The organism is Pseudazoarcus sp. NS36, assembly GCF_059703705.1.
This window is the reverse complement of the sequence record NZ_BAAKJA010000004.1, coordinates 113,194-139,756: the sequence shown is the minus strand read 5'-3', so window position 1 is coordinate 139,756 and position 26,563 is coordinate 113,194. Positions and strand designations below refer to the sequence as shown.

The following is a 26,563-nucleotide window of genomic DNA, read 5'->3' as shown; positions in this document are numbered from 1 at the left end:
CTAGTCTTCGCCACGCGCCCGCCGCCCGGCCTTGATGCCGGCACGGCGGGTTTTTGATTCGAGGCGACGCTTCACCGAAGCGCGTGTGGGGCGGGTTGCCACGCGCGTGCGCGGCACGAAGGCGGCGGCGCGGATGAGGTCTTCGAGTCGGCGCAGGGCCTCGGCGCGGTTCTTTTCGAGGCTGCGGAATTTCTGCGCCTTGATGACCACCACACCGTCACGGCTGATGCGCCGGTCGTCGTGCGCGAGCAGGCGCGCACGCAGCTCTTCGGGCAGGGACGAGGCGCGGATGTCGAAGCGCAGGTGCACGGCATTCGACACCTTGTTCACGTTCTGGCCGCCCGCACCCTGGGCGCGGATGGCGGTGATCTCGACTTCTTCGAGCGGTACGGAAAAGGGGGGCTCGCGGCTCATTTGCGCGCGGTGAGACCGGCCACGTACAGCGCCTCGACCTGTTCGCGCGCCCACGGTGTGCGGCGCAGAAACTTCAGGCTGGAGGCGATGCTCGGCTCGTTCATGAAGCAGCGCACGGCAATGCGCTGCGCGAGGCCGTCCCAGCCGTAGCGGGCGACGAGTTCGGTGAGGATCTTCTCCAGCGTGAGGCCGTGGAGCGGGTTGTTGGGCTGGGTCGTCATGGTGTGCACTGTCTCATGCCGTGTCGCTGCGCGAGAAGCGCGCAAGGCGCACATCGACGGTCAGCGTGATGGAAGTCAGCGCGGCGGCGCGTACCCGGCCTTCTGCGCTGGCGCGATACAGGTGCGGCGTCATGGCCAGCAGGTCGGCGATGCGCTCGGCGCCATCGAGCTGCAGCGTGAAACCCAGCGATTCGGTGGCAAGGTGGCGGAAGCCTTCGGGCGTATCAGCTTCAGTCGTGCGCTCGGGCTTGAGTACGGGGTAGATGACTTCGCGCAATTCACGCAGATGCGCCGGCCCGGCATCGACCTGCAGCAACTCGCCGCCGGGTTTGAGCACGCGCGCAAACTCGACATGAACCGGAAAGCCGAACATGCATAACACGCGATCGAGCGTGCCGGGCAACACCGGCAGCCGCGCGTTGCTGCCGACCACCCAGGCAGCCCGCTTGTCGCGCTTTGCCGCCGCCTGCACGGCCCACTTGGAAATATCGAGACCGAGCAGCCCCAGGGCGCGCGCACCGGGCGCATCCGCCAGACGGCGCAAGTAGTAGCCCTCTCCGCAACCGGCATCGAGGCAGTTCAGCCGCTGAGCGGGCGCGGCACCCTCCAGCACGGCACGATTCACGGCCGCAGCAATCGGCGCGTAGGCGCCGGATTCGAGGAAACGGCGACGCGCGGCCACCATCTCCTTGCTGTCGCCGGGGTCCAGCGAGCGCTTGTGCTGCACCGGCAGCAGATGGGCGTAGCCCTGCGCGGCGATGTCGAAGCTGTGCCCGGACGTGCAGCGCAAGCTGCCGCCCTCGCGCTGCAGCGGGGCGCCATCCAGCGGGCAGGCAAGGAACGGAAACGGGGTGATTGCGGACATCGGTGTCACTGCGGGCGGCGCGCCATTGTGCCAGCGGCGGGGCTCAGGCGGCGGATTCGACGCGATTGCGGCCAGCCTGCTTGGCGCGATAGAGCGCCTCGTCCGCCTGGGCCACAAATCTCTCGGGCTGCTCGTCGCGCTGCGGCACGCGGGAGACGACGCCGATACTGGCAGTGACGGTACCGGATGCCGACGCCGGGTGCGCAATGGCTGCCGCCTCGATGCCAGCCCGCACTGATTCAGCCAGTTCGCGGGCGCGCTCGCCATCCGCATCAGCAGCGACGACGACGAACTCCTCGCCGCCGTAGCGCGCCACCAGCTCACCGGCACGCCGCACCTTGTACTGCAGGATGGCGGCAACCTGGCGCAGGCAGTCATCCCCGGCCTGGTGGCCGAGCGTGTCGTTGTACTGCTTGAAGTGGTCAAGATCGATCAGCAGCACGGCCAGCGGCGTGCCGGCACGACACGCACGCGCCCATTCAGCGGCCAGCACATCGTCAAAGCGGCGGCGGTTGGCCAAGCCGGTGAGGGGGTCTGACAACGACAGCGCTGCAAGCTTCTCGTTGGCCAGCTGTAGCTCTGTGGTGCGCGCCTCGACCTTCTGTTCGAGCCACAGATTGGTCTTGACCAGCTCGGCCCGGCGGCGCAGGAGGGTGGCCGTCATGCCGCGCAGCGAAGCTGCAAGGCGCCGGATCTCGACGATGTTGCTGCGTTCGGGAAAGTCGGCAGTTTCGTCACCTTCGTCGATTCTCCGCGCCACCAGTGCGAGCTCTTCCACCGGACGGCTAAAGCTGCCGGCCAGCAGCCAGGCCAGCAACATGCTCAACAAGGTCAGCGGTGCGGCCAGCCACAGCAGCTCGCGTTGCAGCCGCTTCACCGCTTCGAGCGCCGCCTCCACCGGCTGGCGCAACACGACCTGCCATTGGAGATCACCGACGACCGGCGAACTGACCGGCACCGAAACGGTGAGCCAGCTCATCTCGTCGGGCCAGCGCAACACCCGGCTGCCCTCCGTGGGCGCCAGCGACTCGTCGATGCGGAACTCGCCGGCGCGGTTGAAGGGGTACAAGACGTTGCCCTGGTGATCCCGCACGAAGACTTGCACGCCGTTGTCTCGCGCCGCGTCGGGCAGGGCCGCTGCCACCACACTCTTGATCCAGCTCCAGTGCAGATGCGTCGCAACCACGCCGCGCAACCGCCCTTCACGGTCGCTCACCGGCGCCGCAAAGTCGACAAAGCGCAAGGGCTCGTCTCCCTGCTGCTTGAGCAGACTGGCCAGCAGCAGCGCCTCATGCACGTCGCCGATGAAGAGACGTTCGCGCCCCTGAATGAACCACGGCCGCTTCGAGACATCCCCCCCTTCCAGCAAACCCTCTGCCGCCACCACCACGCGCCCGTCCGCATCGGCCAGCCCGAGCCAGGCGTAGGGCCGATAAGTGCGCGTGATCTCGTCCATGGACTGACGCACGGACGGGTCGCTCCAATCCCCGCCCACCAGCAGCGGCGACCCGGCCAGCAACTCGACCTCACGCGTCCGCTCTTCCAGGCTGCTGGTCAGCGTGCTGGCGATGGAACGGGCGATGGTCTGCAGACGCTCCCCGCTGGTGGCCGTCATGTAGCCGGACGCGAGATGCCCGACCAGCAGGCTCACGCCCAACGTGAGCGCGAGCACCAGCCCACCGAAAAACACGGTGAGGCGGAAACGCAGCGAACCAAAGGTCTGGGCCATGGCAGCCTCGAAACTGGAAACGGAGTACACAGTACCGTTTCCAGAAGGCCCGCGCGCGCGGACCGCGCCATCAGACCTGTGGCCGCGCTCAGGTGGCAGATTCGACGCGGTTGCGGCCGGCGTTCTTGGCGCGGTACAGCGCCGCATCGGCCTGGGCAACAAAGCTTTCGGCGTTCGTATCGCGCTGCGGGACGCCTGCTGCGATGCCTATGCTGACCGTGACTGTGCCGGTGGGGCTGCCGGCGTGTGCCATGGCCGCCTCTTCGATGGCGGCGCGAATCGACTCGGCCAGTTCGCCAGCCCGCACCGGATCGGCGCCCGCCGCAATGATGATGAATTCCTCACCGCCGTAGCGCGCCACCAGTTCACCGGCCCGGCGCACCTTGAACTTGAGGATGGAGGCAACCTCCTTCAGGCAGTCGTCACCGGCCTGGTGACCGCGCGTATCGTTGTACTGCTTGAAGAAATCGATATCGAGGAGCATCACGGCCAGTGGCGCGCCGACACGGCAGGCGCGGGCCCACTCGTTTGCCATCACCTCATCGAAGCGGCGGCGGTTGGCGAGTCCCGTCAGCGGGTCTGTGGAGGACAGCATTTCGAGCCGGCAATTGACTTCCTGCAGCTCTACGGTGCGCGCTTCGACCTTCTGTTCCAGCCAGAGGTTGGTTGTCACCAGTTCGGCACGACGGCGCATCAGCGTGGCCGTCATGCCCCGCAGGGAAGCCGCCAGCAGACGCACTTCGTCGATGTCGCTGCGCTCGGGAAAGTCGGCCGTCTCGTCACCCTCGTCAATACGACGGGCAACCACGGCCAGCTCCCGGATGGGCCGACTGAAACTGCCGGCCAACAACCAAGCCAGCAGCATGCTCAACAAGGTCACCGGAACCGCCAGCCAGAGCAGCATGCGCTGCAGTTCGGCTACCGCGGCGAGCGCGGTTTCGACGGGCTGGCGCAACACCACCTGCCATTCCAGATCGCCCACGGTCGGCGCCACGACCGGCACGACACTGGTCAGCCACAGGATCTCGTCGGGCCAGCGCACAAGACCAGTCCCTGTCTCGGGCAGGAGCTCGGCCGCGATCAGGAAATCACCCGCACGATTGAAGGGGTACAGCACGTTGCCTTGAGCGTCACGCACGAACACCTGCACGCCACTCTCGAGCGCCGCTTCGGGCAGTGCTGCTGCAACGACTCCGTTGATCCAGCTCCAGTGCAGGTGGGTTGCCACCACCCCGCGCAACTGCCCCTGCGGATCGCGCACCGGCGCAGCGAAATCGACAAACCGCAAGGGGTCGCCGCTGTCGTTCTCGAGCAGGCTCGCAAGCAGCAAGGCTTCATGCACGTCACCGATGAATACCCGCTTGCGGCCGCCGATGAACCACGGGCGCTTCGAGACATCACCGCCTTCGAGCATGCCTTCGGCGGCCACTGCCACGCGACCGTCGGCATCGGCCAGACCCAACCATGCGTAAGGCCGATAGGTGCGCACGATCTCGTCCATGGCCTTGCGCAGCGACGGATCACGCCAATCGCCACCAACCAGCAACGGGGAGCCGGCCAGCAATTCGATCTCGCGCGTGCGCTCATCCAGACTGCTGCTGATGGTGCGGGCGATGGAGCGGGCAATGGTCTGCAGCCCGTCTCCGCTGGTTCGGGTCATGTAGCCGGACGCGAGATGCCCGACCAGCAGGCTCACGCCCAGCACCAGGGAAGGCACGAGCGCGCCGAAAAACAGCGTGAGACGGAAGCGCAGGGAGCCGAAGAGAGGGCGCATGACAAACGGGGCAAGAGGACTTGCCAAGAGCGTACGTCAGGACGCCCGTCATGCGCAGGACAAAACTGATAGCCCTTGTTGCAGGGCCATCCTGAGCGGAGTTACTTGCGCTCTTCGCCGATCAGCACGTCGGCATTGATGGCCGCGCCGAGCTTGAGGTTGAGTACGTTGCAGCGCACGGTGCCCGAGATGCGTGCGGTCTCGCCGGCCGAAAACTCGCGGCACAGCACTTCGCCGTCCATCTGGCCGTCGAGCACGAAATGGCCACACTTGAGACGACCGCGCAGCATGCCTTCCTGGCCAAGCGACACGTGCGGGGCCTGGACATCGCCTTCGACGGTGCCCTGCAGATGCAGCGGGCCCGGCGCACGGATGGAGCCCTTCAGCACCGCGCCCGGCGCCAGCACCGACGGCGCAGCCGCTTCGGTACGAACCGGCTGCGCGCCGTTGCCGTTCTGTTCGCGGGTGACCAGCGCCTGGGGGGCGCGCTCGTTCTCGCCGCCGGTCACCGTGCTGTCCGCCTCACCGGCCTGGCGATCATTTTTCTTGATGTTGAACATTTCTGGCGACCTCGAACATCTTCAGGGGATTGACGCTGCGACCGTTGAAACGGACCTCGAAATGCAGGTGCGGACCGGTCGAAAGTCCGGTGTTGCCCATGCGACCGAGCACGGCACCGGGGCGCACGCGCTGGCCGGGCTGAACGTCGATGCGGGACATGTGGGCGTAAACGGTCTCGATGCCGTAACCGTGATCGACGGAAACCATGTTGCCGTAACCACCGTTCTCGCCCGCGAACTTCACCACGCCCTGCCCGGAGGCAAAGATGCGGGTGTCGTCATAGGAGACGAAGTCGATGCCGGCATGCATGTCCGGGCGGCGCGTGATCGGGTGGCGACGCATGCCGAAGGTCGAAGTCAGGCGCGCGCCACGCATCGGATCGGCAGCCGGCAACTCGGAAACGAAATTGCCCAGCCGCTGCAGCTCCTCGTACTTCGACAGGATCGCGTCGTCGATGTAGTAGCTGAAAATGTCGGCTTCAACCGGATCGAGCGGCAGTCCGCCGGTGCCGCCGGTACCGGTCACGAGATGGCGCACCGTGCGGCGGTCAAAGCCGGCCGCGGCGAGATCGGACATGAGACTGCCGACCTTGTCCTTCATGACCACGCCGGTGGCGGCCACGTAGCTGCGGAACACCGAATCCTTGCGCTGCAGGAATTCGACAACCTTTTCGATCTTCTCTTCCTCGGTGACTTCGTCCGGACGCACCGCCAGCGAAACGCTGAGCGGCACGGCTTCGGCGATGACATTGAGCGTGTTGCTCAGACGCGCGACCTCGGCCGCCTGGGCCTCGGCCTGCACTGCAGCCAGTTCGACCTGGGCGCGCAGACTGGCGGTGCTCCAGAAGTGCGTCGCCACCGCGATCGCCATCAGCGCCAACAGGCCACCGATGACCGACAGCGCCATGACGCGGTGACGGTGGGCGGTCTGGATGTGTCGCTCGATCTCGGAGGGATGCAGCCGCAGATACTGCGAGCCGCGCTGGCCCGCAACGATCAGGGTCGCGTCGTCATCGTGCGGCAACTTCGCACGCAACTCCTCGATCCATGTCGGAATACCGAAAATTCGCTTCAAGCGCCCGCCCTCCGGCTTACTGCTTTTCGTCCGGGTCGATCACTTCCGGGGCTTCCGGCTCGTCGGCTTCTGGCTTGCCCGGAGCAGCCGGAGCCGGCTCTGGCTGCGCAGAAGTGGCGTCACCGCCAACACCCTGCTGTTCGAGCTTGCCGCGAATGCTCGCGCCGCTCTCGATCTCGATATTGCGATAGGAAATCGTACCGACCACGGTCGCGGTCGAGCGCACCGCCAGCCGGCGGGACACGCTGAGAAAATCGGAAGCGTAGCCGTGCAGTTCCAGCTCTTCCGCCACCATGCGGCCCTCGATACGGCCGGTAGGGCCGATCTCGATCATGCCGGCACGCACCTCGCCGATGATCTTGCCGTGCACCTCAAGCGAGCCAGGTACATCGACCTTGCCGGTGATCTCGACACCTTCTCCGACGACGAGGCATTCCTTGCCCGAGGCGGCTTTATTCATCGGCTGTACCTTGCTGGTTGGCGGGGCCCAAAAGTAACACCATATTAGTAAGACCTGCAAACCCAGGAATCTGAGTTATCGGGGCTTTGCACGCACACGCCGGGGCGGGCCCGGCAGACCTGTCACAGCCTCGCGGCTTCAGATCAGTCAAGTCGCATATGCAGCGCTGCTGCGCCTTCCCGATCCGGCCTGCACTCTAAACGGACAGGCCGGCCATAAACTTGAGCCGCATCAAAGGTCTTCCGCTTTTGCGCGTTCGCGAAAGTCGACATAGGCCAGCCCGTCGGAGGCCTGTGCGAGTTCGGTGATTCCCGGCAACTCCAGCGCATAGACTCCGCGTTCGAAGTTCCAGATGAGCGCAGGGTTCACGCCAGGATAGACATCCACGATGCTGCGGCGATCAAGGTAGTACAGGCCTACCAGCACCGGCAGCTCATGCACCAGGAACTGCGCGAACTGCGGCAAGCGCTGATCGGGCACGTCGGCTGGCGCCACGGCCCGCGTACGCGCCAGCACGTCGGCCCGAAAACGGGTCGGTGCATTGAACGCGGCGTGCACTTCGTCACGCATCCATTGCGGAATACGCTGCTCCAGCTCGGCCCACGAGCGGAGCGTGATGCCGGCTCCGGGATGGCGGCGCAGCACCCGCTCACAGCGGACAAGCTGCTCGGCGGCGATGCGCTGCAGCTTTTCGAGCTCGGCCGCAGCCCGCTCTGCGTCGTGCTGATTGGCGCGGATATTGGCGACATACGGGGTATCGACGATGGTCACACAGGCTTCACGGAAGCCGTGCGCCACCACCAGCCGGCAGAAGCCATCGACCAGCCGGTTGGAGAAGGCAGGGTTCTTGACGCTGATCATCAGCCAGGCGCTGCGCTGGGCGAAGTCCCCAAGCCGACTGTCTCCGCGCAGGGTGCTGAGGTCGAACACGAAGTCGTCACCGAAGGCCTGCCGCATGCGCTGCGCTTGCACGAAATCATTCATGTTCAGTCCTGACCCCTTGCAAACCCGGCCAGCCGTTGCGACACCGCATCGAGAAAGCGGGCAACCTCGGCGTGCTGATCAGCCCAAGCCTGGGTGAAGGTCGTGGTCTTGTTGGCGTCGATCGGCCAGGCCTGGCCATCCACCATGAAGTAATCAATAGAGCCGAAATCCAGATTCAGCGCAGCGCGCAGTTCGCGCACGGTATCCGGCACGGAGTCCGGAAATTCGACCTGGCGCATGCTTTCGGGCTCACACAACAGGGAGTCGAAACTCGCACGGGTGTGGAGCTCAAGGTCCAGCATGAAGTCGTAGCGGTATTTCACCACCGGCGTTTCCATGCGGCCAGGCAGGAAACGCTCGATCACCAGCGCAGGATCGTTCCACGCGGCCTCCGGTACCTCTTCAGGCGACGCGTACAACCCGTAGGGCGGGCACAGCCGCTCGCGCAGGCCCCGTCGGGACGCTGCCGAACCGTTCCGCAACACGCCGCGACGCATCGCGAAACGCAATTCGGGCAGGCCACGGTGATTGAGGGTGCTCTTGACGATGACCGGCCCACGCCAGTCGCTGTCGCGCGTGAGCAGGGCGCGTGAGTAGAGTCGTCGGTTGATCGACAGCGCTCGCCCGTTCAGGCAGCGCTCGTAGAAATGACGCACATGCTCGAACGGCGGCGGCAACTCGGTGAGGTCTACATGCACTACCGCAGCGCGGCCCAGCGACTGCAGGTCAAGCCTGTCGAGCACGCGATACCGGACGCCGGACGACCGCAGATGGGGCAGCGTGTTGCCCAGGATGTAGGCCTTCGAGCGCAGGAAGTGCGGGCGCGACTCGACGTAGAAATCGAGCATCGAAGCGCGCCCGCCGCGCGCAGCCATCAGGGATGACAAGCAATTCAGCATTCACGCCCACCCGGCGCGAATGCGCCACGTTTGACCCGGAGGATAACCGCTAGCGGGTCGCCGCAGACACCTCACCCGGGCAAGGGAATGAATTCCTCGCTGTCTCCCGGCACGGTCGGGAAACGCCCGGCCTGCCAGTCGGCGCGCGCCTGCTCGATGCGCTCCTTGCGGCTGGAGACGAAGTTCCAGTCGATGAAGCGCGGACCGACCGCATCGCCGCCGATCAGGGCAATGCGCGATTCCACCACGGCCTCGACCTCCACGCCTGCGGTGCCGTCAAGAATCGCCAGCGAATGCTCGGGCAGTGCCACATCGCGCGCCTTGAGTTCCCCGTCGGCCACATACAGCGCGCGCTCGGCGGCCTCCGGCAGCACCAGCTTCTGGCCGGCCTGAAGATGCGCTTCTACATACATTGCACCCGCCCACGTGCGCACCGGCGAGGTCACCCCCCAGGCCGACCCCATCAGCACGCGCGCCGGCACACCGCCGACGTCCACACGCGGAATGGCGTCCGACGGGTAGTGCAGAAAGGCCGGCTCGATCTCCTCGTCGGCTTCGGGCAGCGCGAACCACAGTTGCAGGCCGTGCAGGCGATGCGGCACGGCGGTGACTTCGGGGCGCTCGCGCTCGGAATGCACGATGCCGCGGCCGGCCACCATCAGGTTGATGTCGCCGGGGCGGATGGCCTGCAGGCTGCCGAGCGAATCGCGATGCAGGATCTCGCCCTCGAAAAGATAGGTGACGGTGGCGAGGTTGATATGCGGGTGCGGGCGCACGTTGATGCCCTCACCTGCCGGAAAATCCGCCGGGCCCATGTGATCGAAGAAGATCCACGGGCCGACCATCTTGTGGCGTGCGGTCGGCAGCAGGCGGCGCACCGAGAAGCCGCCAAGATCCTTCTCGCGGGGCTGCAGCACTTTCTGGAGGGCGCCGCAGCCGGTGACACAGGGGCAATCGTCGTGGAGTTCCTGGGTGGTGTTGCTCATGGGCATGCTCCTTCAATCGGGCAAGAATTCAGCGGTACAGCCATCGGGATACGAGGCGTGTGTAGTGCGGCATGATGGCGTACACCATCAGTGCCACGATGACGACCGCGACCAGCGCCTTGGCCACCAGCAACGGCAGGCCGCCGAGCAGCGGACCGAGTGCCCAGGGCACGATCACGGTGAGCGGGAAGATTGCCGACAGCGTCAGCAGGTACTGCTTCCAGCGCTTCGGCGGCTTTACCGCAGGCGGCGCAAACCAGAAGTCCAGCCCGCTGCGGATCTCGTAACGGTCGGCCTGCTCCAGCGTATGTTCAATGCGCTGCAGGTGCTCACGCCGCTCGGGCGATTCCATCCAGGCGCGCAGGGCCTCGACCCCGGCAAAGCGGATGATCACGGTGTAGTTCGGCAGGTTGCCGACCGGACGGATCACGTCGGTCGACAGATAGCCCGGAAACTGCCGGCAGGTCTCGCGGATATCGGCGAGCCATTGCTCGTACTCGTCACGCGCGTCAAAGCGCGGGTGGTGCACGATGATGCCGGTGACGGTCTCATCGGCGGCGGAATCGGCGGGGGTGCTCATGCAGATACTCTCCTGCTGGAACGACACATTCTGGCACGGCCGGCGGGCTGCCCCACCGGCCGTGCCTCACCGCAGCTTACTTGCCGCCCTTGAGCGTGAAGTAGCTGGTCATCAGGTTCTTGTAGTCGGGGATGTGGTTGGCGAACAGCGTGCCCAGACCCTCGACGTCGTTACGCCAGTCGCGGTGCAGCTCGCAGGCCAGGCCGAACCAGGTCATCGGTTGCACACCGGCGGCAGACATGCGCTCCCACGCGGAGTTGCGGGTGAGTTCGTTGAAGGTGCCCGAGGCGTCGGTGACAACGAAGACCTCGAAACCTTCTTCGATGGCCGACAGGGCCGGGAAGGCCACGCACACCTCGGTGACGACGCCGGCGATGATCAGTTGCTTCTTGCCGGTGGCTTTCACGGCCTTGACGAAATCCTCGTTGTCCCAGGCGTTGATCTGGCCAGGGCGAGCAATGTAGGGCGCATCCGGGAACATCTCCTTGAGCTCCGGCATCAGCGGGCCGTTGGGGCCGTCTTCAAAGCTGGTGGTGAGGATGGTCGGCAGCTTGAAGTACTTGGCCGCGTCGGCCAGCGCCATCACGTTGTTGTTGAAACGGTCGGGGTCGATGTCGCGCACCAGCGACAGCAGACCGGCCTGGTGGTCCACCAGCAGTACGGCGGCGTTGTTCTTGTCGAGTTTGACGTAGGGCTTGGTCATGGTGTTCTCCTTGGGGGTTTCTCTATGGGGCTTGGGGTGCCGCCTGCGCGGCCGGGTTTGACCTCCGGCCCGTAGGGGCCGGGGATCGGGTTCAGGCACTTGCCTCGGCAGCTTCCGCACGCGGAATCTCGCCAAAACGGCCACTGTTGAAATCGTCGATGGCCTGCTTGATCTCGGCCTCGCTGTTCATCACGAACGGGCCGTAGCCCACGATGGGTTCGTCGATGGGCTCGCCGGCCAGCAACAACACCACTGCATCATTGTTGGCCTCCAGTGTTACGGCGACGCCCTCGCGGTCGAGCACCGCGATCTGGTCGGCGCGCACCACCGCATGGCCGTTGACCTGCACCGTGCCGCGCAGCACCACAACAGCGGTCGTCCAGCCTTGCGGCAACGGCAGCTCGGCCACGCCACCGGCAGCAAGACGCAGATCCCACACGTTGATCGGCGAAAAGGTCTTCGCGGGGCCACGCTTGCCGGTCAGTTCCCCAGCGATGATGCGTGCCGTACCAGCGCCGTCCAGCAGATCAACCACCGGGATGTCGGCCGAACGGATGGCCTGGTAGCCCGGTGCCGTGAGCTTGTCGCGGGCCGGCAGGTTCACCCACAGTTGCGCCATCTCCAGCTCGCCGCCGCGGCGGGCAAAGCCTTCACCGTGAAACTCCTCATGCAGGATGCCGGCGCCAGCCGTCATCCACTGCACATCTCCGGGGCCGATCAGGCCGCCCTGGCCGGTGGAATCGTGATGGGCCACTTCGCCGGCATACACGATGGTCACGGTCTCGAAACCGCGGTGCGGATGCTGGCCGACGCCGAGCTGCTCGGTGGTGGCGTCAAAATGCGCCGGGCCGGCGTGGTCGAGCAGCAGGAAGGGGCTCAGCGCCTTGCCCTGGCTGCGGTACTCGAACAGCGAACGCACCGGGAAGCCGTCACCGACCCAATGGCCACGCGGTGCGCTGAAAATGCCCTGGACTCGTTTCATGTTCGTCTCCTTGTTTGCGGTTCGTGTTGCGTGTTGTCACTTTAGTTGTGGGACGAACGCACCGGAAGACCGCAAAATTCGCACGCAGTGTTCCACCAGTAGGACAATGCGTGCGTTACAGGAGGAAACTGCATGGACGACCTGAACGACCTCTATTACTTCGCCCGCGTCGTCGAGCACGGCGGCTTTGCACCCGCCGGCCGCGCCACCGGCGTACCCAAGTCCAAACTCAGCCGCCGCATCGCGCTGCTCGAGGAACGCCTCGGCGCACGCCTGCTGCAGCGCTCGACACGGCACTTCTCGGTCACGGAACTGGGTCAGACTTTCTACGAGCACTGCCGCGCCATGCTGGTCGAGGCCGACGCCGCACGCGAGGCCGTGGAAGCCACCCGCGCGGAGCCGGCCGGCACGGTACGCATCAGTTGCCCGATCACGCTGCTGCATGTTCATGTGGGAGCCATGCTGGCGGACTTCCTGGCGGAATACCCGCGCGTATCGCTGCAGCTCGAAGCCACCAACCGCAAGGTGTCACCGGTGGGCGAAGGCATTGATCTGGCCATCCGGGTACGTCCGCCCCCGCTCTCCGACAGCGATCTGGTGATGCGCGTACTGGCTGACAGTGCGCAATGCCTGGTCGCCAGCCCGGCGCTGATCGCCACCCACGGCCAGCCCGCCGGCCCGGCCGATCTCTCCGCCTTTCCGAGTCTGTCGCTCGGCCCGCCGCAGGACGAACATGTGTGGACCCTGTTCGGCCCGGATGGCGCCGACGCCCAGCTGCACCACCATCCCCGCCTGATCACCGGCGACATGGTGGCGCTGCGCAACGCGGCACGCGCAGGGGTCGGCATCGTGCAGTTGCCCACGCTGATGCTGCGCGAAGACATTGCCGACGGCACGTTGCTGCGCCTGTTGCCGGAATGGGCACCGCGCCGCGAGATCATCCACGCGGTATACCCATCCCGCCGCTGCCTGCTGCCGGCGGTGCGCACGCTGATCGACTATCTGGCGGCGCGCTTCCAGGCGCTGACCGAGGACTGACGAAGCACTCCTGCCCCGATGTCGATTTCCGCCAGGCTGCTTCGACTAGCTCGGCAACCCACATCATCAGGAGGCACCAGCATGCGATTCATGATCCTCATCAAAGCCACCGCCGACTCCGAAGCCGGCGCAATGCCCGGCGGCGAACTGCTCGAAGCCATGGGCACGTACAACCAGGCGCTGATCGACGCCGGGGTCATGCTCGCCGGCGACGGGCTGCGCCCGAGCCGCGACGGGGCACGCGTGCGCTTTGCCGGCGACAAGCATGTCGTCACCGACGGCCCCTTCATCGAGACGAAAGAGCTGATTGCGGGGTTCTGGATGTGGCAAGTGGCCTCGCTGCAGGAGGCCATCGAATGGGTCAAGCGCTGCCCCAACCCGATGCCCGGCCATGAGGCGGAAATCGAGATCCGGCGGGTCTACGAGCCGGAGGATTTCGGCGAGCTGTACTCCGATGAATTACGCGCAAAGGAGGACGCACTGCGCGGGCGAACACCGCAGGGCAAGTGAATCCGGCCGGACAGGCAAGACGGCTTGAACGCTTGGTGCTCAATGCACTCCGCAGAACCGGAGCACCTCAGGCAGAATGAGCGCACACAGCATGAGGACCCCGCCATGAAAGCCGTCGCCTACCGCATCACCGAAACGCCCTCTGCCGATGAGCCGTTGCAGGACGTCGAACTGCCTGACCCGACCCCCGGTGCGCGCGATCTGCTGGTGGAAGTACGTGCGATCTCGGTCAATCCGGTCGACACCAAGGTGCGCACGCGCCCGGCCGCGCCGGCCGGTGGCTGGAAAGTACTCGGCTGGGACGCCACCGGCGTGGTGCGCGCGGTGGGTGCCGAAGTCACCGCCTTCAAACCCGGCGACCGCGTGTGGTACGCCGGCGACATCACCCGCTCCGGCACCAATGCCGAGCTGCATGTGGTGGACGAGCGCATCGTCGGCCATATGCCGGCATCGCTGGATTTTGCGCAGGCTGCCGCGCTGCCGCTGACCGCCATCACGGCGTGGGAACTGCTGTTCGACCGCCTCGGGCTGCTGCCGGGCAAGGCCCCCAGTGACGCCCGCCTGCTGGTCATCGGCGCGGCCGGCGGCGTGGGCTCCATCCTCGTTCAACTGGCCAGCCGGCTCACCGCCGCGACCGTGATCGGCACGGCATCCCGCGCCGAAACACAGGCCTGGGTGCGCGAACTGGGTGCGCACCACGTTATCGACCACACCCGCCCGCTGGCCGAAGAACTCAAGCGCATCGGCGTGAATGACGTCACCCACATCGCCAGCCTGACGCACACGGATCACCACTTTGCGCAGATCGTCGAGGCCGTCGCGCCGCAAGGGCGGCTCGCGCTGATCGACGACCCGGAGCCCATCGACGTGCGCCTGCTCAAGCGCAAGAGCGTGTCGCTGCACTGGGAGCTGATGTTCACGCGCTCGATGTTCGGCACCGCCGACATGGTCGCGCAGCAGCGTCTGCTCAATGAGGTGGCCAAGCTGGTCGATGCTGGCGTGATCCGCAGCACCGTGGCCGAGCACTTCGGCCCCATCAACGCCGCCAACCTGGAGCGCGCCCACGCCCTGCTGCGCTCCGGCAAGGCGCGCGGCAAGATCGTGCTGGAAGGGTTCCGCTGATCGGACGGGCGGACGCCGCCTTCTGAGGGGGCGCGCTCAGGGCATCAGGAAACTGCTCGGCCCGGAGCTGCGGATGTCCGGCCGATCAGCCGCGAACACCGAAAAGCGGATCGGCAGGATCGCGCCGGGCAGGCTTTCGGCCGGAGCGGAAACCGTGACGGGTACCGGGGCCACGCTGCCGGACGAGGCGACAAACTCCGGGACGCCTTCGATGCGCAGGCCAGGCACTCCATCCACCGCCACCACGTAGCGGTGCGCGTGCTCATCGAGGTTCACGAGCTTGAGCAGGAAGACGTTCTCGATACGCCCGTCGGGCAGTTCGCGCATCAGTGCGTTGCGGTCACGCAGCACGTTGACCTGCAGCAGCGAGCGATCCATCAGGTTCCAGCCGAGCAGTGCCGCCATCACCGACAGCACCCCGGCGTAGATCGCCAGTCGCGGACGTATCCAGCTGCGCTTTGATGCCGGGCTTGCGGCAAGTTCGTTCTCCGACGCGAAGCGGATCAGACCACGCGGCGCGCCGATGCGGTCCATCACCGGGTCGCAGGCGTCGGCACACAGGCCGCAGTTGATGCAGGCGTACTGCTGGCCGTCGCGGATGTCGATGCCGGTCGGGCACACCTGCACGCACAGGCCGCAGTCCACGCAGTCGCCCTTCTCGGCCGCAGAGCGCAGCGATCCGCGCGGCTCTCCGCGGGCCACGTCGTAAGTCACGACGCGCGTGGCGGCATCCACCATCACGCCCTGAATGCGCGAGTACGGGCACATGTGCTGACACACGGCTTCGCGCGCAAGGCCGGCCTGCACGTAGGTGAACAGCGCGTAGAAGATGAGCCAGAACGATTCCCACGGGCCGGTATCCAGCGCGGTGATGGCCGGCAACAGCTCACGGATGGGCGTGAAGTAGCCGACAAAGGTGATGGCCGTCCACGCCGCCAGCACGATCCACAGACCATGTTTGAGCGTCTTCAGGCCGAACTTGCGGGGACTCATCGGTGCGCTGTCGAGGCGCAGGCGGGCGAGGTGATCGCCCTCCACCCTGGCCTCGATCCACGTGAAGATCTGCGTATACACCGTCTGCGGACAGGCGAAACCGCAGAACACCCGCCCGGCCAACGCGGTGGCAAAAAACAGCCCCACCCCGGCGATGATCAGCGCCAGCGCGAAGAGCAGCGCGTCCTGCGGCCACAACACCAGACCGAACAGGTGCAGCTTGCGCTCGGGAATGTCGAACCACAGCGCCTGCCGCGCGCCGTCGCCGGCATTCCACTGCAACCAGCAGCCACCGTAGAACACGATCTGCGTGATCCACACCATGGCCCAGCGCAGCGTATTGAAGCGACCGGACACCGCTCGCGCATGGATGCTGCCCTTGTTGCGGTACAGCTCCACCCTGGCTTCACGAATCTTGCTGCGCGCGATACCCATCATCTGCTCCGGTTCGGTAGGGGTTCGAGTACATCACCCCTGCCCGGACAGGAACAGATTCAGAACATTTGATTTTTTATAGGCACAGATTGCCGCCCACTCAGACTTGTGCCGCCACCAGCCGGCCCAGCGTGCGCAGCGCCTCGTCCTGCCCACCATGATCGGCGTGGCCGAAGTTCAGGCGCAGATAATTGCCGAAATCCCGCCGTGCCGAGAAGATCGGGCCCGGAGCCACGCTGATGCCGCAGTCGCGGGCCTGCTGATGCAGGCGCAAGGCATCGACGCCGGCAGGCAGTTCCAGCCACATGAAATAACCGCCCTGCGGCCGCACCAGCCGCGTGCCAGCCGGGAAATGTTGTTCCACGGCGTCGATCATGGTCGCCGCCTGCGCCTCCAGCCGTTGTCGCAGACCGCGCAGATGCGTCTCGTAGCCGCCCTGCTTGAGATAGGCCGCCAGCGCGATCTGGACCGGCACGGTCGTGGCCAGGCTGGTGGCCAGTTTGAGGCGGCGGATGCGTTCGGCAAAACGCCCGGCCGCCACCCAGCCGATGCGGTAGCCCGGCGCCAGACACTTGGAAAATGACGAGACGTGCATCACCCAGCCGCCGTCGTCCTCGACCTTGCTGCACAGCGGCGCCTCGCGGCCGAAGTACAGCTCGGCATACACGTCGTCCTCGATCAGCGGCACCTCGTGGCGCGCAAGCAGGCGCACCAGCTCCCGCCGCGCCTCGTCGGGCACGCGCGCGCCGGTGGGGTTGGCGAAGTTCAGCATCAGCAGGCAGGCCTTCACCGGGTGGCGCTGCAGCGCGTCGGCCAGCGCAGGCAGGCTCACGCCCTCGCGCGGATGGCTGGGAATCTCGATCACACGCAGGCCAAGGCGCTCGCTCGCCTGCAGGCCGGCGTAGAAGGTGGGTGACTCGACCGCGATCACGTCGCCCGGCCGCGTCACCGCCTGCAGACACAGGCTCAGCGCCTCCATTGCCCCAGAGGTGACGATGATCTCCTGCGGCGAAACCGTCGCGCCATGCGCGAGGTAACGCAGTGCAATCTGCCGGCGCAGTTCGTCATTGCCCGGCGGCAGGTCGGTGGCGGTCGCCAGCGGATCGAGCCGGCGCGCAGCAGTGGCGAGGAAACGCCCGAGGCGCTCGAGCGGGAACAGATAGGGGCTGGGAAAGCTCGACCCCAGCGGCACCACCGACGGATCACGCACGCTGTCGAGAATCTGGAAGATGAAGTCGCTCACCTCCAGCGCCGTCTCGCCACGGTGCGGCTGCGTCGCCTCCGGCTCCAGCAACCGCGTGACGAGGCGTGGCCGCACGAAGTAGCCGGACTTCGGCCGGGCCTGGATCAGGCCGCGGCTTTCCAGCAGGTGATAGGCCTGCGTCACCGTGACCGGGCTGACGCCATGCGTGCGGCAAGTCTGCCGCACCGACGGCAGACGGTCGCCGGTGCGCAGCACGCCTTCGCGGATCAGGGCTTCGGTGCGGTCAGCGAGATCGAGGTAAAGCGTCATGCGCGGATCGTATCAGCGACTCGCACCAGGCCGCTGCCGCGCTCACTCGGGCAGACGTCGGGCGTAATCCTCGCGCAGACGGCTCCAGTGGTCCCAGTGTGGCTGCGGGCGGGTACCGGTCATCAGGTCGGCGAGCAGATCAAGGTGGGCGTGCCAGCCGGAGCTGACGTTGAGCAGGCTGTTGCGGTCGGCCAGGCGGCGGTGGGTGACCGTCAGCAGCACCTCGTCGCCCTGCACTGCCAGATCGAAGCAGACATTGCCTTCCGCACCCCAGGTGAAGGCCAGACGACGCGGCGGGTCGAGTTCGGTGATGTGGCTCTGCATGCGATGTTCATCGCCAAAGCCCTCGGGCCGACGACCGGGCGGATCGGTCAGCTCGTCGTTGCGCCAGACCAGTTCGAAGGCGGCACCAGGCTGCAGCTGCATGTCGCCACTGGCCAGCCAGCGGCGGCGCAGTTCGCTGTCGGTCAGATAGGCCCAGACGCGTTCAATGGGGCCGGGCAGCACACGCTGGATCTTCAGGGTGGTCGGCTCGACCAGTACGCCCCAGGCGTCGAGGGTGTCGGATTCGCTCATCGTTGTTCTCCTTCGGGAGTGGATGGAGGGCTGGCATCCGCCTCGCGGAGCAGCCGTTCGAGCGTGTCCAGACGCGTGTTCCAGAAGCGCTCATAGAAGCCCAGCCATTCGTGCGCGCTGGCAAGCGGGCCGGGATCGATGCGGCATACGTGAGTGCGCCCGCGCACTTCGCGCCGGACCAAGCCGGCGCGCTCCAGCGCCTTGATGTGCTTGGAGGCGGCCGCCAGCGACATGTCGAAGGGCGCGGCCAGTTCGCCGACGCTGCGTTCGCCATCGGCAAGCGCATGCAGCATGGCGCGGCGCGTGGCATCGCCAAGGGCATGGAAGACGGCATCGAGCGGAGGGGGATTTAATTCAACCATAGAGTTGAATTTATGCGCCCGCAGACCAACTGTCAACCATTTGGTTTAATAACCCCCGTACGCCAGGATCCGGAACGAAATAAGCGCCATTCATTCGAAGACGCCATGGATACCCTGACCCACGCCCTTTCCGGCGCCCTTGTCGCGCGCCTGCGCGCCCGCCCCGCCGATCCCCTGCAACACCCGAACCGCCCGGCCGTATGGCAGGCGGTCGCGGTCGGCACCGTCGCTGCGGTATTTCCCGACAGTGACTTCGTGCTTGGCTACATCTCCGAGCTGACCTATCTGCGCGGCCATCGGGGCATCACGCATTCGCTGCTGATGCTGCCGCTGTGGGGACTGCTGATCGCCTGGATCATGGCCGGCGCATTCCGTCTGCTGCACCGCCCCGGCCAGCCGCAGCCGGGCTGGCGCAATCTGTATTCCTTTGCCTGCGTGTCGCTGCTGGTGCATATCGCGGGCGACTTCATCACCCAGTTCGGGACGATGATGTTCTCGCCATTCACCGACTGGCGCTTCGGCCTCGGCACCACCTTCATCATTGACCTCGGCATCAGCGGCATCCTGCTGGCTGGTCTGATCGCCAGCACGGTGTGGCGTCGCAGCCGGGTGCCGGCGGCATTGGCCGGGGTGCTGCTACTGGGCTGGATCGGCAACAGCGCAGTGGCGCGCAGCGATGCCATCGAGGCCGCGCGGGCCTGGGCCGATCACAGCGGTGTGGAAGTCGTGTCGGTGGATGCAGCGCCGCGCCCGGCCTCGCCCTTCAACTGGACCGCCATCGTCTTCGACGGCGAGAACTATCACTACGCGCACCTGAACACGCAGCGCAGCGAGCCGCTGGTGGCCACGCCCGACGACCATTTCATTCGCCGTTTCTCGGCGCCCTATCTGCCGGTGCACATGGCCGAATGGCGCAGCGTGCCGGTCTTCGGCGAGCCGGAGGTGGCCGATCTGGCGCGCCGTCTTTGGAATGCCGAGGCCTTCGGTTTCTTCCGCTGGTTCGCGATGTTCCCGGTGCTCGACCAGCTCGAGCCGCCAAGCGCGGAATACGGCCTGTGCGCCAATTTCCGCGACCTGCGTTTCGAGACACCGGGGCGCGACGGCACCCCGTTCCGCTTCGGTTTGTGCGAGAACGGCGACACGTGGCGGCTGTTTGAACGCACCACTGAAGGCATGCGCTGGTTGAGGGACTGAAGGCTCGCGCCTTCAGCCGGTGGCGCTCACGAACTCGAGGCGCAGAACACACGGAGACTGCGACACGAAGCGTGCCTCACCACCCAGATTACGCAGGACGCGCTGCACGATGGCCAGCCCAAGGCCGGCGCCGAACGAATCCGCGCGGCCCTTGCGGAAGCGCACGAAGTACTCGTCCTGGCGCGCCAGCGACACGCCGACGCCCTGATCCTCGACTTCAAGCCAGACACGATCATCGGCCGCACTCAACCAGCGCACGCTCACATCGCCCGCGCCGTGGGCCAAGGCGTTCCCCAGCACGTTCGCCACAACTTCACGCAGCAGGGCATGCTGCCCGAGCACCCGCAGGGCTTCGGCACCCGGCTCGATGCGCAAGGCGCGACCGGCGCTTTCGAACAATGGGTAGAGGTCGGCCACCACCTCGCGCACCAGGGTCGCGATGCGACAGGAGCCGGCCGCCGATGTCAGCGCAGCGTGGTCCTGCCGCGCCAGCAACAGCACCTGCTCGGTGACGCGGCGAAGGTGCTGCAGGTCCTTGCGCAGCACCGGCCAGTCGATGTGCCCGTCCTGCTCGAACTGCTGCAGGCGCAGGTCGACCACGGTCACCGGTGTGCGCAGCTCATGCGCGCCATCCGCCAGGATCTGGCGCTCGGTTTCGAGCGCCTTGCGCAAGCGCAGCACGGCCTGATTGAGCGCACGCGCCAGCGGACGGATTTCGCCCGGCAGGGTCTCTTCGCGAATCGACTCGGCGCGCTCCGGGCCGATCTGCTCGGCCAGTCTTGCCGCGCGACGCACCGGTGCGAGAGTCCAGGCCATCAGCGCCCATACCAGACCACCGAACAGCGCCAGCACCGGCAGCAGCAACAGCAGGCTGTGCTGCAGCCGGGCCTCGAGCAGACTTTCGATGGCGGCGCGCTCCTTGCGGTCGCGCCGCGCCACCATCAGGGTGCGACCGTCCTCGAGCCGCACAGGCACGCTGATGACATGCCCGATGTCATTGCGATACCAGAAGCGCCGCGCCAGCTCTTCGAGCGAATCGTCGCGCAGGCGCAGCGGGCGAGTGCGATCAGGCGATATCCACAACACGTCGCCGGCTGCGGAGTACAGCGTATAGGACACATCGCCGCCGGCGTAGTGCGCAGGGAGCCGGGCGACGTCCCCCGTGGCCAGAAAGTCGGCCACGATCTCGGGCGCCTGGATGAACACCAGCCCGCGCCGCACGACATCGCGCGAACCATGCAGATAGAGGCTCATGCCGACCATGCATACGGCAATCACCACGCACATCGACAGCAGCACACGACGACGCAGACTGAAGGCCTTCACAGGCACGTCCCGGAGAGCGTGACAAGACGATATCCGACACCGCGCACGGTATCGATGCGCACATCGGCATGCAGTTGCTGCAGTTTCTTGCGCAGGCGCGAGACCAGTGCCTCGACGGCGTTCAGCGAGGTCGACTCATGACTGTCGTAGATGGCCTGTTCGAGTCGGTCCTTGACGGCGATGCGGGGAGCGGCACGCATCAGCTCCTCCATCAGCATCGCCTCACGGCGAGGCAGATCGAGGGTTTCGCCGGCAATGCCGATCTGCATGAAGACCGGGTCGTAGGCCACGTTACCGAGCGTCAGCACGGTGCTGCCACTACCGCCTGCGCGGCGCAGCACGGCGCGCAGGCGCGCCGACAGCTCGCTCATCTCAAAGGGCTTCAGCACGTAGTCATCGGCGCCGGCATTGAGGCCGGCGACGCGACTTTCGAGCGCATCGCGGGCAGTCAACGCAATGCACGGCAGCCGCGGGCCCGGGCGCGCCGTGATGGCCCGCAACACCTCCATGCCGTCGATATCGGGCAGACCCAGATCGAGCAGGGCCAGATCATAGTGGTGCAGGCGCACAGCCGTCAGGGCCTGACGGCCCGTGCCGACGGCATCCACGGCAAAGCCCGCCTGCCGGAGGTGATGCTCCAGCAGACTGCGCAATTCATGGTGATCCTCTACGACCAGCACCTTCATGATCCTTGCCCATGCATGCGGGAGTGCCGACGTTTCATGCGCCCCCCGCCAACCACAGCATCGCCGCAGCCAGAACCGCCGCCCCCAGCAATCCGCCGACCGCCCGACGTGAGACGTAGGTGAAACCCACCCCCAGCGTCAGCGCGGACAGGCTCAGCACGCCCAGCCAGACGGCCACACCGACCGACGGCCACCAGCGCACGATGCAGACCCACAGGGCCACGACAAGCAGGGCCGTGCCGGCAAGCTGCCCCAAACGCACCCATGCCGCACGCACGGGTACAGCCGACAAGCTGTCCTGATGGCGTTCCATGCCCAGCGCCAGCCCCGCGAATCCGAGCAAACCCAGGCAGTACGCAAGCAACACGCTGCTCATGATGGCGACACCGCCTGATCGATGACGGCCTCCACATCCGCGGCAGGCGCAACGCCAGCCGTGCGCCGCGCAAGCTTGCGGTCATCGGCAGCACGCAACATCCGCCAGGCTGCCACGCCATGCACAGCCGCCAGCAACAAGGCCGCCACATCAAAACCAGCGACGGGCCACTGCCCATGCACCAGGCTCCAGCTCAGCGGCACGCCACCGGTCAGCGCGTTGAGCAGGGGCAACAGCGCGAACAGCGACGTCGCGAGCAGCAATTGCTCGATCCAGGCACGACGATGCGGACGTAGCAGGGCATGCAATGACATCACCGCCCACACTGCGAAAAATCCGCGGATCTCCCAGTCGGAACGCCCGGCCATATCCAGCGGCAGCGTGCGGTTGAACCAGAACAGCGCCGCAGTTGCCACCGAGAGGCCGCCGATACTGGCAACGTTGAGCACCTCCACCAGCCGGTGGCTGAACGGCGTGCGCCCCAGGCGCTTGCGGTCGGCCTGACGCTTGACCACCCACAGCACCAGACCGGTGGCCGCCATCACGGTGCCAAGTACGCCGGACAGGAACAACAGCCAGCGCACCACCGGATCGGCAAAGCGCCCCAGATGCGCGGCGGTCATCACGTTGTAGGCCTGTGTCACCACCGGCACCTCCGGCGCGGGGTCGGAGACCGATTTGAGCTCACCGGAAACGCCGTCAAAGCGCATGCGCTCGCTCGCGCCGCGATCGGCCAGGCTGCGCCCGCCGCGCTCGCGCAACTCCACCATCGCGCGCGACGTACCCGGGGCGCTCACGCTCACGCTGCCCACACCGCGCTCGGGCCAGCGCACCTGTGCGGCGGCCAGCATCGGCGCCACATCGGCCAGCGGCACCTGCGCCGCATCCACAGCGGGCTCGGCGGCTCGTGCGCCGCCTCCACCTCCGCCCTGCCCTCGGCGCTCGCTGAAGTAAGCGCGCGTGTCACCGTCATACACCGCCTGCACACCCCAGGGCATCAACAGGGTCATCAACAGCAGCAAGCCGCTGAAAGTGATGACGACATGAAACGGCAAAGCCAGCACCGCCGTGGCGTTGTGCGCATCGAGCCACGAACGCGCGCCCTTGCCGGCACGGAAGGTGAAGAAGTCGGCAAAGATCTTCTTGTGCGTGATGACGCCGCTGAGGATGGCCACGAACATGAACATGGTGGCAATGCCGACGATCCAGCGCCCCCACGTTCGGTCGATGCCGTGCAACTCGAAGTGGAAGCGATACAGGAAGTTGGCGCCGGCAGTGTCGCGCGTGTCGATGCGCTCGCCGGTGGTGGCGTCGAACTCGGCCCGTTCAAACGCCGCACGCCCCTGCGGCGCCTCTTCGCCGGGTGCCACCGGCTTGCGCCAGGAAGCGCTTACGGTGGTCTGGCGCTCACCCGGCAGGGTGAGGTTCCAGCTGTCCGAATGCGGCGCAATGCGTTCCAGCGTGCGCAGGGTGTTGCCGACCATCTCCGGCCCGGGCACGGAACGGTGGGTTTCGGGCTTCATCCAGACGTTGATCTCGTCCAGGAAGTAGCTCAGCGTGCCGGTGAAGAACACCGCATACAGCAGCCAGCCAAGCAGCAGACCGCTCCAGGTGTGCAGCCACGACATCGAGCGGCGTACGGTTTCGGGCTTGCCGTCGGGTCTCATCGGAAGATCTCCGGTGCAATGCGCCACGCCAGCAGCGCCAGCAATGCAGTGGGAAGGGCGATGCCAAGCCAGGCGCGACGCGCGCTGGCGCACCCGAAGGCCCACAGGGCAGCACAGGCGTGTGCAATGAAGGACAGCAGCGTGCCGCTCATCACGGCATGCACGCGCGGCGTGCCGGCGTCGACCAGCAGCAGGCCGACTGCCGCAGCGACAGCGGCGGCCAGCGCATAGCCGCCGAAGATCGCGGCCATTGCGCGCGACAGCACTGCGAAGCGATAACGCCAAGGCAACGGGGCGTCCCTGCGGACGCCCGTTCCGGGGGAAGAAGCGGTAGTAGTGGTCACGATGTACGAGCCAGTGGTTTGCAGACGGGCGCCAGTGATGACGGCGCCCGGCCCGGTGCCGATCAGAAGTCGGCCGTCACGCCGACGTAGAGGCGGCGTCCGTCCAGCGTCTTGCCGTAGTCCTCGGTCGTCACGTCCTTGTCGAACAGGTTGTACAGCCCGGCGAAGACCTTCAGGTTCTTCTGGATGCGGTAGGATCCACCGATGTCCACCAGGGTGTAGGCGGGCAGCTGTGAGGTGCCGTCCTCAAGCGTCTTGCTCTTGTAGCGCGCCTTGGCCCACACGTCGCTGCGATCCGTCACCTGCCAATCCACGCCCAGATTGATCATGTGCTTGGGCAGGTTGTTGAGTGGCTGCCCCTTGTCGGGGCCACTGGTGATCTCGCTGTCCGACCAGGTGTAGTTGGCGTTAAAGCGTGCGCCATGCCCAAAAGGCATGCTGAAAGACACTTCCATGCCCTTCAGGTCAGCTTCGTCAACGTTGGTGTACTGGTTGATGCGGTTACGGAAGGTGCCATCCGGCCCCTCGCATTCCTGCGCCGTCGACGTTGAGCTCTCGCAGATCAGCGTGCGGTCGATCTTGTCCTCGAAGTTGGTCTTGTAGAAGGTCACACCGGCGTTGAAGCGCTTCGGATCGGTCCAGTTCATGCCGATCTCGTAGTTGGTGCTGCGTTCCGGCTTGAGGTTGGGGTTGCCGACGTCCCACGCCGCACCGCGCGCGGCGTTCTCGACGATGTTGTCGTCGGTCTGCTTCAGCGTCGGGGTCTTGTAGCCACCGCTCACGCCACCCTTCACCACCAGCTTCGGATTGACGTGATAGACCGCGTACAGGCGCGGCGTGGTTTCGCTGCCGAAACGCTGGTTGCGGTCAAAGCGCAGGCCGCCGGTGATAGCCAAGTCATCGGTCAGGTAATACTCGTCCTCGACGAAGAGCGCGGTCTGCCAGCGTGACAGCTTGAGCGAGGTCGAACCCGGGAAGCGGTCGGCGTCATGATCCACCTCCTCTTCCTTGTACTCCGCGCCAATGGTGATCATCTGGCGATCCAGGCCGATCACGGTCTTGCTGTTGGCCGTGGTGGCGCGATAGGCCGAGAAGTTGGTGCTGTTCTCGATGTCGACCTCTTCGCGCAGCACGAAGGACTTGGTGTTCACGCGAGCACTCCACGCGATGTCGTGCATCACGCTGTAGTGGCGACGCTCGTTGGCCATGTCGCCGGGCGCACCGGTTCTGGCCGTGCGGTCGTTGTCGTGTTCGGCAACACCGGTCTCGAACTCCAGACTCTGACGCTCGCTGATCTTCCAGCGCAGCTTGCCGGTCAGGTCCTCACGCACCTTGCGTGCATAGCCGCCGGTGAAATCGTCTTCATTGCGCTTGTACTTCGAGCCGTACAGCACCAGCGCGAGCTTGTCGTCGATCAGCGGGCCATTGAGGTAGAAGCGCCCCTGATGAGCCGCGCCCGCGTCGCTGTCTTCCTGGATCACGGTATCCAGCGTGACGCTGCCGCCCCAACGGTCTGCGACTTTCTTGGTGATGACGTTGATGACGCCACCCAATGCGCTCGACCCGTACAGCGACGACATCGGTCCGCGCACAACCTCGATACGTTCGATGGCCGACACCGGTGGCAGCCAGCCCACCTGGGCGCCACCGCCGAAGCCGTTGTAATAGGCTTCGGAAGACGCACCCAGCGGCTTGCCATCGACCAGGAAGAGCACGTAGTTCTCGTTCAAACCGCGGATGTTGACCGAGGTGCTCTCGATCTTGCCGCCAGCGCCGCCTTCGATGCTCACGCCGGGGATGTCCTGCAACGCATCCGTGATGTCGCGGTAGTACTTGCCCTCCAGCTGCTCGGAAGTGATGACGGTGATCGTGGCCGGCGCATCGGCAACGGCCTGCTCGAAACCGGAGGCCGTCACGACGACTTCCGACAACTGTTGCTCGGCCACCCCGACCTGCTGAGCGCCAACCGCACCTGACGCAAGTGCGAACAATGCCACCGCGACTGCCTGATGGCAGCGCGTGGTGTGGAACAAATCCATGGAAACTCCCTGATCGACTGCGGCGTGACGTCACGCCGGCTCAGCCGGCGGATCCGCGCGGGTCACGCCGGATTATCCTATAAATGCGAATCATAATCATTTTGTTGCAGCTTCCTGATCGGAAGCTGACGTGACGATCACATTTATAGG

At 66.0% G+C, this 26,563-nt stretch carries 28 protein-coding genes; 4 read left to right on the top strand and 24 right to left on the bottom strand.

Annotation, left to right across the window (positions count from 1 at the left end; translation table 11 throughout):
- The 14 genes from arfB to AC6H0R_RS07660 form a co-directional block, all read right to left on the bottom strand.
- The gene (arfB, locus tag AC6H0R_RS07725; RefSeq protein WP_497580779.1) at nucleotides 1-414 is read right to left on the bottom strand and encodes an alternative ribosome rescue aminoacyl-tRNA hydrolase ArfB; all 414 of its coding nucleotides are present in this window, start codon (nucleotides 412-414) and stop codon (nucleotides 1-3) included.
- A complete protein-coding gene (locus tag AC6H0R_RS07720; RefSeq protein ID WP_497580778.1) occupies nucleotides 411-635 on the bottom strand; it encodes a VF530 family protein in 225 nt (74 codons plus the stop codon). The genes arfB and AC6H0R_RS07720 overlap by 4 nt, the downstream gene beginning before the upstream one ends.
- Nucleotides 636-648: 13 nt before the next feature.
- The gene (locus AC6H0R_RS07715) at nucleotides 649-1,500 is read right to left on the bottom strand and encodes a putative RNA methyltransferase (RefSeq protein WP_497580777.1); all 852 of its coding nucleotides are present in this window, start codon (nucleotides 1,498-1,500) and stop codon (nucleotides 649-651) included.
- A 43-nt stretch (nucleotides 1,501-1,543) separates the two neighbouring features.
- Nucleotides 1,544-3,229: a sensor domain-containing diguanylate cyclase gene (locus AC6H0R_RS07710; RefSeq protein WP_497580776.1), complete on the bottom strand. Its 1,686-nt coding sequence runs from the start codon at nucleotides 3,227-3,229 to the stop codon at nucleotides 1,544-1,546.
- Between the two features lie 88 nt (nucleotides 3,230-3,317).
- Complete coding sequence (locus AC6H0R_RS07705; protein ID WP_497580775.1) at nucleotides 3,318-5,003, bottom strand: sensor domain-containing diguanylate cyclase; 1,686 nt, start codon at nucleotides 5,001-5,003, stop codon at nucleotides 3,318-3,320.
- A gap of 101 nt (nucleotides 5,004-5,104) precedes the next feature.
- Nucleotides 5,105-5,563 (bottom strand): bactofilin family protein, encoded by a 459-nt coding sequence (locus tag AC6H0R_RS07700; protein ID WP_497580774.1) that lies wholly within the window; start codon nucleotides 5,561-5,563, stop codon nucleotides 5,105-5,107.
- On the bottom strand, nucleotides 5,541-6,638 hold the full coding sequence (locus AC6H0R_RS07695) for a M23 family metallopeptidase (protein ID WP_497580773.1): 1,098 nt from the start codon (nucleotides 6,636-6,638) through the stop codon (nucleotides 5,541-5,543). Before AC6H0R_RS07695 ends, AC6H0R_RS07700 begins: the two co-directional genes overlap by 23 nt.
- Before the next feature lie 16 nt (nucleotides 6,639-6,654).
- Nucleotides 6,655-7,098 carry a bactofilin family protein gene (locus AC6H0R_RS07690; RefSeq protein WP_497580772.1) on the bottom strand — a complete coding sequence of 148 codons (444 nt, stop codon included), beginning with the start codon at nucleotides 7,096-7,098 and terminating at the stop codon, nucleotides 6,655-6,657.
- A 231-nt stretch (nucleotides 7,099-7,329) separates the two neighbouring features.
- Complete coding sequence (locus AC6H0R_RS07685) at nucleotides 7,330-8,082, bottom strand: hypothetical protein (protein WP_497580771.1); 753 nt, start codon at nucleotides 8,080-8,082, stop codon at nucleotides 7,330-7,332.
- Between the two features lie 2 nt (nucleotides 8,083-8,084).
- Nucleotides 8,085-8,981 carry a hypothetical protein gene (locus tag AC6H0R_RS07680; protein WP_497580770.1) on the bottom strand — a complete coding sequence of 299 codons (897 nt, stop codon included), beginning with the start codon at nucleotides 8,979-8,981 and terminating at the stop codon, nucleotides 8,085-8,087.
- 71 nt (nucleotides 8,982-9,052) lie between these two features.
- Nucleotides 9,053-9,967 (bottom strand): pirin family protein, encoded by a 915-nt coding sequence (locus AC6H0R_RS07675; RefSeq protein ID WP_497580769.1) that lies wholly within the window; start codon nucleotides 9,965-9,967, stop codon nucleotides 9,053-9,055.
- A 28-nt stretch (nucleotides 9,968-9,995) separates the two neighbouring features.
- Entirely contained in the window at nucleotides 9,996-10,547 is a 552-nt protein-coding gene (locus AC6H0R_RS07670; RefSeq protein WP_497580768.1) for an antibiotic biosynthesis monooxygenase, read from the bottom strand.
- Between the two features lie 76 nt (nucleotides 10,548-10,623).
- A complete protein-coding gene (ycaC, locus tag AC6H0R_RS07665; RefSeq protein WP_497580767.1) occupies nucleotides 10,624-11,250 on the bottom strand; it encodes an isochorismate family cysteine hydrolase YcaC in 627 nt (208 codons plus the stop codon).
- 91 nt (nucleotides 11,251-11,341) lie between these two features.
- Nucleotides 11,342-12,232 (bottom strand): pirin family protein, encoded by an 891-nt coding sequence (locus tag AC6H0R_RS07660; RefSeq protein ID WP_497580766.1) that lies wholly within the window; start codon nucleotides 12,230-12,232, stop codon nucleotides 11,342-11,344.
- A gap of 132 nt (nucleotides 12,233-12,364) precedes the next feature.
- On the opposite strand from AC6H0R_RS07660, the gene AC6H0R_RS07655 reads away from it, so the two are divergent.
- From AC6H0R_RS07655 to AC6H0R_RS07645, 3 genes are all read left to right on the top strand, one after another.
- Nucleotides 12,365-13,270, top strand: a complete 906-nt coding sequence (locus tag AC6H0R_RS07655; protein WP_497580765.1) for a LysR family transcriptional regulator — start codon at nucleotides 12,365-12,367, stop codon at nucleotides 13,268-13,270.
- Nucleotides 13,271-13,351: 81 nt separating this feature from the next.
- The gene (locus tag AC6H0R_RS07650; RefSeq protein WP_497580764.1) at nucleotides 13,352-13,780 is read left to right on the top strand and encodes a YciI family protein; all 429 of its coding nucleotides are present in this window, start codon (nucleotides 13,352-13,354) and stop codon (nucleotides 13,778-13,780) included.
- A 105-nt stretch (nucleotides 13,781-13,885) separates the two neighbouring features.
- Nucleotides 13,886-14,902 carry a zinc-binding alcohol dehydrogenase family protein gene (locus AC6H0R_RS07645; protein WP_497580763.1) on the top strand — a complete coding sequence of 339 codons (1,017 nt, stop codon included), beginning with the start codon at nucleotides 13,886-13,888 and terminating at the stop codon, nucleotides 14,900-14,902.
- Nucleotides 14,903-14,938: 36 nt separating this feature from the next.
- On the opposite strand, the gene ccoG is transcribed toward AC6H0R_RS07645, so the two are convergent.
- From ccoG to AC6H0R_RS07625, 4 genes are all read right to left on the bottom strand, one after another.
- The gene (ccoG, locus tag AC6H0R_RS07640; RefSeq protein WP_497580762.1) at nucleotides 14,939-16,330 is read right to left on the bottom strand and encodes a cytochrome c oxidase accessory protein CcoG; all 1,392 of its coding nucleotides are present in this window, start codon (nucleotides 16,328-16,330) and stop codon (nucleotides 14,939-14,941) included.
- A 100-nt stretch (nucleotides 16,331-16,430) separates the two neighbouring features.
- Entirely contained in the window at nucleotides 16,431-17,843 is a 1,413-nt protein-coding gene (locus AC6H0R_RS07635; protein WP_497580761.1) for an aminotransferase-like domain-containing protein, read from the bottom strand.
- Between the two features lie 42 nt (nucleotides 17,844-17,885).
- Nucleotides 17,886-18,419, bottom strand: a complete 534-nt coding sequence (locus tag AC6H0R_RS07630; protein WP_497580760.1) for an SRPBCC family protein — start codon at nucleotides 18,417-18,419, stop codon at nucleotides 17,886-17,888.
- On the bottom strand, nucleotides 18,416-18,781 hold the full coding sequence (locus tag AC6H0R_RS07625; protein WP_497580759.1) for an ArsR/SmtB family transcription factor: 366 nt from the start codon (nucleotides 18,779-18,781) through the stop codon (nucleotides 18,416-18,418). Before AC6H0R_RS07625 ends, AC6H0R_RS07630 begins: the two co-directional genes overlap by 4 nt.
- A gap of 105 nt (nucleotides 18,782-18,886) precedes the next feature.
- Between AC6H0R_RS07625 and AC6H0R_RS07620 the strand changes: the two genes are divergently transcribed.
- Nucleotides 18,887-19,975, top strand: coding sequence for a metal-dependent hydrolase (locus AC6H0R_RS07620; protein ID WP_497580758.1), 1,089 nt, complete (start codon nucleotides 18,887-18,889; stop codon nucleotides 19,973-19,975).
- 12 nt (nucleotides 19,976-19,987) lie between these two features.
- Here the strand turns inward: AC6H0R_RS07620 and AC6H0R_RS07615 are convergent, their stop codons facing one another.
- From AC6H0R_RS07615 to AC6H0R_RS07590, 6 genes are all read right to left on the bottom strand, one after another.
- A complete protein-coding gene (locus AC6H0R_RS07615) occupies nucleotides 19,988-21,301 on the bottom strand; it encodes a sensor histidine kinase (RefSeq protein ID WP_497580757.1) in 1,314 nt (437 codons plus the stop codon).
- The gene (locus AC6H0R_RS07610) at nucleotides 21,298-21,987 is read right to left on the bottom strand and encodes a response regulator transcription factor (protein WP_497580756.1); all 690 of its coding nucleotides are present in this window, start codon (nucleotides 21,985-21,987) and stop codon (nucleotides 21,298-21,300) included. The genes AC6H0R_RS07615 and AC6H0R_RS07610 overlap by 4 nt, the downstream gene beginning before the upstream one ends.
- Before the next feature lie 34 nt (nucleotides 21,988-22,021).
- The gene (locus AC6H0R_RS07605) at nucleotides 22,022-22,363 is read right to left on the bottom strand and encodes a DUF3325 domain-containing protein (protein ID WP_497580755.1); all 342 of its coding nucleotides are present in this window, start codon (nucleotides 22,361-22,363) and stop codon (nucleotides 22,022-22,024) included.
- A complete protein-coding gene (locus AC6H0R_RS07600; RefSeq protein WP_497580754.1) occupies nucleotides 22,360-24,030 on the bottom strand; it encodes a PepSY-associated TM helix domain-containing protein in 1,671 nt (556 codons plus the stop codon). The genes AC6H0R_RS07605 and AC6H0R_RS07600 overlap by 4 nt, the downstream gene beginning before the upstream one ends.
- Nucleotides 24,027-24,320, bottom strand: coding sequence for a DUF3649 domain-containing protein (locus AC6H0R_RS07595; RefSeq protein WP_497580753.1), 294 nt, complete (start codon nucleotides 24,318-24,320; stop codon nucleotides 24,027-24,029). Before AC6H0R_RS07595 ends, AC6H0R_RS07600 begins: the two co-directional genes overlap by 4 nt.
- A gap of 116 nt (nucleotides 24,321-24,436) precedes the next feature.
- Nucleotides 24,437-26,413, bottom strand: coding sequence for a TonB-dependent receptor domain-containing protein (locus tag AC6H0R_RS07590; protein WP_497580752.1), 1,977 nt, complete (start codon nucleotides 26,411-26,413; stop codon nucleotides 24,437-24,439).
- Nucleotides 26,414-26,563: the final 150 nt, after the last annotated feature.

What these genes read in the sequence shown, in the direction of transcription:
- AC6H0R_RS07605 (WP_497580755.1), bottom strand. Translation starts at nt 22,363, where the DNA reads ATGAGCAGCGTGTTGCTTGCGTACTGCCTGGGTTTGCTCGGATTCGCG.
- AC6H0R_RS07710 (WP_497580776.1), bottom strand. Translation starts at nt 3,229, where the DNA reads ATGGCCCAGACCTTTGGTTCGCTGCGTTTCCGCCTCACCGTGTTTTTC.
- AC6H0R_RS07705 (WP_497580775.1), bottom strand. Translation starts at nt 5,003, where the DNA reads ATGCGCCCTCTCTTCGGCTCCCTGCGCTTCCGTCTCACGCTGTTTTTC.
- AC6H0R_RS07675 (WP_497580769.1), bottom strand. Translation starts at nt 9,967, where the DNA reads ATGAGCAACACCACCCAGGAACTCCACGACGATTGCCCCTGTGTCACC.
- AC6H0R_RS07620 (WP_497580758.1), top strand. Translation starts at nt 18,887, where the DNA reads ATGGATACCCTGACCCACGCCCTTTCCGGCGCCCTTGTCGCGCGCCTG.
- AC6H0R_RS07630 (WP_497580760.1), bottom strand. Translation starts at nt 18,419, where the DNA reads ATGAGCGAATCCGACACCCTCGACGCCTGGGGCGTACTGGTCGAGCCG.
- AC6H0R_RS07590 (WP_497580752.1), bottom strand. Translation starts at nt 26,413, where the DNA reads ATGGATTTGTTCCACACCACGCGCTGCCATCAGGCAGTCGCGGTGGCA.
- AC6H0R_RS07685 (WP_497580771.1), bottom strand. Translation starts at nt 8,082, where the DNA reads ATGAATGATTTCGTGCAAGCGCAGCGCATGCGGCAGGCCTTCGGTGAC.
- AC6H0R_RS07600 (WP_497580754.1), bottom strand. Translation starts at nt 24,030, where the DNA reads ATGAGACCCGACGGCAAGCCCGAAACCGTACGCCGCTCGATGTCGTGG.
- ycaC (WP_497580767.1), bottom strand. Translation starts at nt 11,250, where the DNA reads ATGACCAAGCCCTACGTCAAACTCGACAAGAACAACGCCGCCGTACTG.
- AC6H0R_RS07650 (WP_497580764.1), top strand. Translation starts at nt 13,352, where the DNA reads ATGCGATTCATGATCCTCATCAAAGCCACCGCCGACTCCGAAGCCGGC.
- AC6H0R_RS07610 (WP_497580756.1), bottom strand. Translation starts at nt 21,987, where the DNA reads ATGAAGGTGCTGGTCGTAGAGGATCACCATGAATTGCGCAGTCTGCTG.
- AC6H0R_RS07700 (WP_497580774.1), bottom strand. Translation starts at nt 5,563, where the DNA reads ATGTTCAACATCAAGAAAAATGATCGCCAGGCCGGTGAGGCGGACAGC.
- AC6H0R_RS07715 (WP_497580777.1), bottom strand. Translation starts at nt 1,500, where the DNA reads ATGTCCGCAATCACCCCGTTTCCGTTCCTTGCCTGCCCGCTGGATGGC.
- AC6H0R_RS07655 (WP_497580765.1), top strand. Translation starts at nt 12,365, where the DNA reads ATGGACGACCTGAACGACCTCTATTACTTCGCCCGCGTCGTCGAGCAC.
- AC6H0R_RS07635 (WP_497580761.1), bottom strand. Translation starts at nt 17,843, where the DNA reads ATGACGCTTTACCTCGATCTCGCTGACCGCACCGAAGCCCTGATCCGC.
- arfB (WP_497580779.1), bottom strand. Translation starts at nt 414, where the DNA reads ATGAGCCGCGAGCCCCCCTTTTCCGTACCGCTCGAAGAAGTCGAGATC.
- AC6H0R_RS07625 (WP_497580759.1), bottom strand. Translation starts at nt 18,781, where the DNA reads ATGGTTGAATTAAATCCCCCTCCGCTCGATGCCGTCTTCCATGCCCTT.
- AC6H0R_RS07660 (WP_497580766.1), bottom strand. Translation starts at nt 12,232, where the DNA reads ATGAAACGAGTCCAGGGCATTTTCAGCGCACCGCGTGGCCATTGGGTC.
- AC6H0R_RS07720 (WP_497580778.1), bottom strand. Translation starts at nt 635, where the DNA reads ATGACGACCCAGCCCAACAACCCGCTCCACGGCCTCACGCTGGAGAAG.
- ccoG (WP_497580762.1), bottom strand. Translation starts at nt 16,330, where the DNA reads ATGGGTATCGCGCGCAGCAAGATTCGTGAAGCCAGGGTGGAGCTGTAC.
- AC6H0R_RS07690 (WP_497580772.1), bottom strand. Translation starts at nt 7,098, where the DNA reads ATGAATAAAGCCGCCTCGGGCAAGGAATGCCTCGTCGTCGGAGAAGGT.
- AC6H0R_RS07680 (WP_497580770.1), bottom strand. Translation starts at nt 8,981, where the DNA reads ATGCTGAATTGCTTGTCATCCCTGATGGCTGCGCGCGGCGGGCGCGCT.
- AC6H0R_RS07670 (WP_497580768.1), bottom strand. Translation starts at nt 10,547, where the DNA reads ATGAGCACCCCCGCCGATTCCGCCGCCGATGAGACCGTCACCGGCATC.
- AC6H0R_RS07645 (WP_497580763.1), top strand. Translation starts at nt 13,886, where the DNA reads ATGAAAGCCGTCGCCTACCGCATCACCGAAACGCCCTCTGCCGATGAG.